General features: G+C 46.1%; 3 protein-coding genes. 2 read left to right on the top strand and 1 reads right to left on the bottom strand.

What is annotated here, in order from left to right:
- Window positions 1–269: 269 nt before the first annotated feature.
- Window positions 270–1,394, top strand: a complete 1,125-nt coding sequence (locus tag AB4653_RS05230) for an efflux RND transporter periplasmic adaptor subunit (protein WP_012604711.1) — start codon at window positions 270–272, stop codon at window positions 1,392–1,394.
- 10 nt (window positions 1,395–1,404) lie between these two features.
- Complete coding sequence (locus tag AB4653_RS05225) at window positions 1,405–4,494, top strand: efflux RND transporter permease subunit (RefSeq protein WP_102257747.1); 3,090 nt, start codon at window positions 1,405–1,407, stop codon at window positions 4,492–4,494.
- A gap of 96 nt (window positions 4,495–4,590) precedes the next feature.
- On the opposite strand, the gene AB4653_RS05220 is transcribed toward AB4653_RS05225, so the two are convergent.
- A partial coding sequence (locus AB4653_RS05220; RefSeq protein WP_372103497.1) for a peptidoglycan DD-metalloendopeptidase family protein occupies window positions 4,591–5,487 on the bottom strand: 897 nt, incomplete at its 5' end.

Below are 5,487 nucleotides of genomic sequence, written 5' to 3'. Positions count from 1 at the left end.
GTTTTTGTTTGTAAAAAATACACCATACAAAACAGACAGTAAGTCGACTTATTCTAGGCATGTACGCCAAGGTTATTTTGGGTGGTTATACTTAAGCTTTCACTTTATTCATTTGCTTTATAGTAAACGCCATATTTTTTAAACTGTCGATAGCGTCCAACTTCGTTGGGTGTGGGTCTGTTAAAGTTACCTCTGTGCATCAGGATGTTGCATATGACGGTGTTAAGCTAATTAGCGCGCCTTAATCACATCGGACAAAAGGATTTGCTATGCCCACTCTATTTTCTAACTCTCCATTTTTTCAGAAACTGAAGCAGCCGTGGTTGGTTTCTCTGGTTCTAGTTGTACTGTTGTCGATTTGGCTTGGTTTAGGAGTGGGGCAAGCGGAAGAGTCACCAGCAAAAAAAGCGACAGAAATTCCGCTGGCTAAGGTTTCCTTTCAAACATTCACTTCATCCCCCACCTTTAAAACCATAGATCTTTATGGTCGCACAGCTCCCGATAGGCATGCTCGATTGGGAGCGGAAGTCGCGGGCAAGATTGTTAGGTTGAACGTTGTGAAAGGCGATACGGTTAAAGTAGGGCAAGCCATTGCTCAGATAGATAAAGGTGACTTAGAGATTCAGCTAGAGCGAGCTTCGGCTTTATATCGATTGAAGCAGAAAGAATTTAAGGCGGCGCAGTCGCTGAAAAAAAGAGGGCTGCAAGGCGAGATAGCCTACACCACAGCTGAGGCTTCGTTAACTGAAGCGAAGGCTATGAAGCGTAATGCTGAACTGGCTCTAAAAAATACAGTCATCACATCGCCTTTCTCCGGTGTGGTTCAAGATTTGATGGTGGAGCTCGGTGATTTCGTTGGTGTTGGCGATCCTGTTGCTGGCGTGATTGACCTCGATCCTTTGGTTATTGAGGCCGATGTCAGTGAGCGTCATATCCAGCATTTGCTAGTCAATCAATCAGCTTTGGTTCGCCTGTTAGGGAGAGAAGAAGCGGAAGGTCGTCTGCGCTATGTTTCTCGAATCTCTTCTGCCTCAACCAATACCTTCCCTATTGAGATTGAAATCGACAACTCAGATGGCCTGTTACCTGCGGGTGTTAGTGCTGAAGTCACCCTTAATCTAGAAACAAGAGACGCTATCAAAGTGACGCCTGCCATGTTGGCACTGGATGAGGCCGGTAATCTTGGGGTCAAAACTTTGGTTTCAATTGACGACTCACCAATCGTGAAATTTGTCGGCATTCAACTGGTGAAAGCTGAGCAAGATGGAGTGTGGCTGACGGGGTTAGGTCAGCGTGTCGATATCATCACTGTGGGGCAAGGTTTTGTTCGTGATGGTGACTCGGTGATTGCTGTTGAGCAAGGTGTTGAACTCTCTAACGTAACTGCAGAGTAGGAGATAACCGATGTATTCAATTATTGATGCAGCCTTGTCTCGCGCTCGAACAATGCTCTCTCTTTTGGCACTCATATTGGTCGCAGGTGTCGTTACCTATATCACGATCCCCAAAGAATCGAGCCCCGACATTACCATCCCGATTATCTACGTTTCTGTTGGGCACCAAGGTATTTCGCCAACCGATGCAGAACGCTTATTGGTTAGACCGATAGAACAAGAGCTGAGGTCGATTGAAGGCGTAAAAGAGATGACCGCAACCGCAGCAGAAGGCCACGCCTCAGTTGTGTTGGAGTTTAATGTTGGCGTTGATCTCACCAAAGCGATGGCTGATGTGCGTGATGCTGTCGATTTAGCCAAACCAAAATTACCAGAAGACAGTGATGAGCCGACCGTGAATGAGGTGACGCTCGCGTCTGAGCAGCCAGTGTTGTCAGTTGTTCTGTTTGGTACCGTTCCTGAGCGCACCATAGTGCAAATTGCTCGAGAGCTTGGGGATAAGCTCGAAAGCTATCGCCAAATTCTAGAGGTCGATATTGCAGGCGATCGCGATGACATTGTTGAGATCATTGTCGATCCGCTGTTGATGGAGAGCTACAGCTTAGATCAAGCGGATATCTATAACCTGATCGCTCTGAACAATCGAGTGGTCGCCGCTGGTTTTGTTGACACTGGCTACGGACGTTTCTCAGTCAAAGTTCCTTCGGTGTTTAACTCTTTAAAAGACGTACTTGAGTTACCTATCAAAGTGGATGGTAAACAGGTCGTAACCTTTGGTGATGTGGCCACGGTTCGTCGAGCGTTTCGAGATCCTGATAGCTTTGCCCGTTTAGATGGTAAATCTGCGGTGGTCTTGGATATCAAGAAGCGTGCGGGTGAAAATATCATCGAAACCGTAGAGTTAGTTAAAGCGGTTATGGCTGGTGCTCAACAACAAGCGGAATGGCCCAATAACTTATTGGTTAAATACACCTGGGATGAATCTAAAGATGTGAAGATCATGCTCAACGATCTTCAAAACAATATCTTGTCCGCCATCATTTTAGTGGTGATCGTTATCATCGCCATTCTTGGTGTTCGAACCGCGTTATTGGTTGGAATTTCAATACCTGGATCATTCCTCACGGGATTGTTGGTGTTGTCTGTGTTTGGTCTAACCGTCAACATTGTGGTTCTGTTCTCTTTGATCATGGCCGTTGGTATGTTGGTCGACGGCGCGATTGTTGTTACCGAGTTTGCCGATAGGCGAATGCAAGAAGGTGAAGGTCGAAAAGAAGCTTACCGAGACGCAGCGAAACGGATGGCGTGGCCGATAACCGCATCGACAGCGACAACCTTAGCTGCATTTGCTCCGTTACTGTTTTGGCCGGATGTGACAGGCGAATTCATGAAGTTTCTGCCACTAACACTGATTGCAACGCTAACCGCTTCATTGATTATGGCGTTGTTGTTTGTACCGGTATTAGGTGGCTTGATTGGCAAACCTCAATACGTATCGCCCAAGAGCCAAGCTCGAATGGTGGCACTGCATAATGGTGATTTTTCACAAGCAACGGGCTTAACCAAGGCGTATTACCACACGCTTTCGATTGCGATTAAGCATCCCTTTAAGATTCTGTTCAGTGCGATATTGCTCGCGGTTGCAGTTGGTTTTACTTACTCCAAAGCGGGCCTAGGTGCAGAGTTCTTCCCTGAGGTTGATCCACCATTCTTTAATGTCAAAGTTCGCTCACATGGTGATCTTTCTATTCAAGAAAAAGATGACATCATGCGCGATATTGAGCAAATGATGCTTAATCATGATGAGTTCGATACTGTTTACACACGCACGGGGGGGGACGACCAGATTGGCTTGATCTCGATTACTCCTGTTGATTGGCAATATCGTCGTAGTGTTAAAGCGATTATTGATGAATTGAAGGTGCAAACCGATCAATACGCTGGTGTTGAGATTGAATATAAGTTTCCAGATGCAGGGCCTCCGGTTGAAAATGATTTAGTGATTGAGCTGTCAGCAACAACACCAGAACAGCTGAATCAGGCTGCAAAAATTGTAAGAAACTGGGCGGATGGTAATCAAGCTCTGACTAACATCAGTGATACAGCAAGCAAAGATGGCATTGATTGGAAAGTGGATATTCGCCGAGACGATGCCGCACGCTTTTCCGCTGATGCGACCTTGGTGGGTAATACCGTTCAATTCGTTACCAATGGTCTCAAGATTGGTGATTACCTGCCTGATGACTCATCAGAAGAGGTCGATATCTTGGTGCGTTACCCTAATGATAAAAGAGATATCGGACGCTTTGACCAGTTGAGAGTCAAAACACCTGCTGGCTTGGTGCCGATCACCAACTTTGCTCAGATTGTTCCCGACCACAAGCAAGATACGATTAAACGCCTCGATGGTAAGCGCGTAGTGAACATCATGGCGGATATGGAAGAGGGCTATAACCTTGCCCTCGAACTGCCAAAGATTGAGCAAGCGTTAAGTGAATTGGGGCTACCTAATAGCGTAGAATTTCGTATCCGTGGTCAAAATGAAGAGCAAGAAAACTCTTCTGCCTTCTTACAAAGTGCATTCATGGTTGCACTGGCGGTAATGGCGTTGATTTTGATTACTCAGTTTAATAGTTTCTATCAAGCATTCCTGATTCTTAGTGCGGTGCTGTTCTCTACGGTTGGTGTGTTTGTTGGTCTGCTTATCTTCCAACGTCCGTTTGGTATCGTGATGTCCGGTATTGGAGTGATTGCACTGGCAGGTATAGTGGTGAACAACAATATCGTGCTGATTGATACCTATAATCAGTTAATCAAAAGAGGCTTAGATAAGCGCGATGCAATTCTGAGAACCGGTGTTCAGCGTTTAAGACCAGTGATGCTTACTACGGTCACTACCATATTAGGTTTGATGCCGATGGTGTTAGAAATGAACATCGATCTGATTAATCAAAAAATAGAGTTTGGCGCGCCGAGTACGCAATGGTGGTCGCAACTCGCTACGGCGATTGCGGGAGGTTTGGCATTTGCGACAGTACTAACCTTGGTGCTGACGCCTTGTTTGCTGATGCTAGGGCGAGATAAGAAGCCTGAAAAATAGTAGATACAGTGGTTCGATGAACATAAAAAAGAGCGCCTTGGTGGGCGCTCTTTTCGTTGGTTTATAGGGCTCTTAACCTAATTGGTATCTAGTTGCCTAATTAGTCGCTAGCAACTGGCCGTATCGCTCAAGGTTATTCAGTCGAATCTCTGAGTTGGCAATAAAGGTTGCTTTTGCTTTACCGGTTAACGACTTAGATTGCGGTAATTTCACGGTTCGCGCATTTTTATGTACGCCATTGACCAAGAATTCATAGTGTAAGTGCGGGCCAGTCACACGGCCTGTACCGCCCAAAGTACCAATGGTTTGGCCTTGTTTTACGCGCTGACCTGTTTTCACCATACGTCGCTTCATATGCAGGTATTTAGTGATATAGGTGTTGCTGTGGCGAATGAACACGTAGTTACCATTGAATTGGTTGTAACCCGATTTCTGAACAATACCGTCACCGGCTGCCCAGATAGGTGTGCCAACAGGGGCTGCGTAGTCGGTGCCTCGGTGAGCTCGAACCTTACCGGTTACTGGGTGTTTTCTACGAGGGTTAAAGTTCGATGTTACACGGCGAAAATCAATCGGTGAGCGCAAGAAGGCTTTCTTCATAGCACGACCATTTTCATCGAAGTAGTTGCCGCTTCTATCATCTAATACCGCGGTAAATGAATCACCTTGGTTTTTGAATACTGCCGCCATGATCTTGCCGCGACCAATCACTTCGCCTTCAACGACTTTCTCTTGGTACAAAATCTTAAAGCTGTCGTTGTTGCGAATATCCAACGCAAAGTCGATATCCCAACCGAAGATGCCCGCCAGTTCCATAATTTGGTTTGCAGTTAGGCCTGCATTGACGCCGGCGTTCCAGAAGTTAGACGTGATGTTGGCTTCGGCATAGTTGTATTGGTAGGCCACTTCCTTTTTGTCGAAGCTAGAGGAGAATGAATCGCCAGACTTAGTGATTTTGAAGCTTTCAAACGCACTAAGTTGTCGCTTCAACTG

Origin of the sequence: Vibrio sp. 10N.222.48.A3 (genome assembly GCF_041475345.1) — a bacterium.
Classification (GTDB): Bacteria; Pseudomonadota; Gammaproteobacteria; order Enterobacterales; family Vibrionaceae; genus Vibrio; species Vibrio tasmaniensis_A.
The sequence above is the reverse complement of the archived record's forward strand: the minus strand, read 5'-3'. Positions and strand labels throughout refer to the sequence as shown.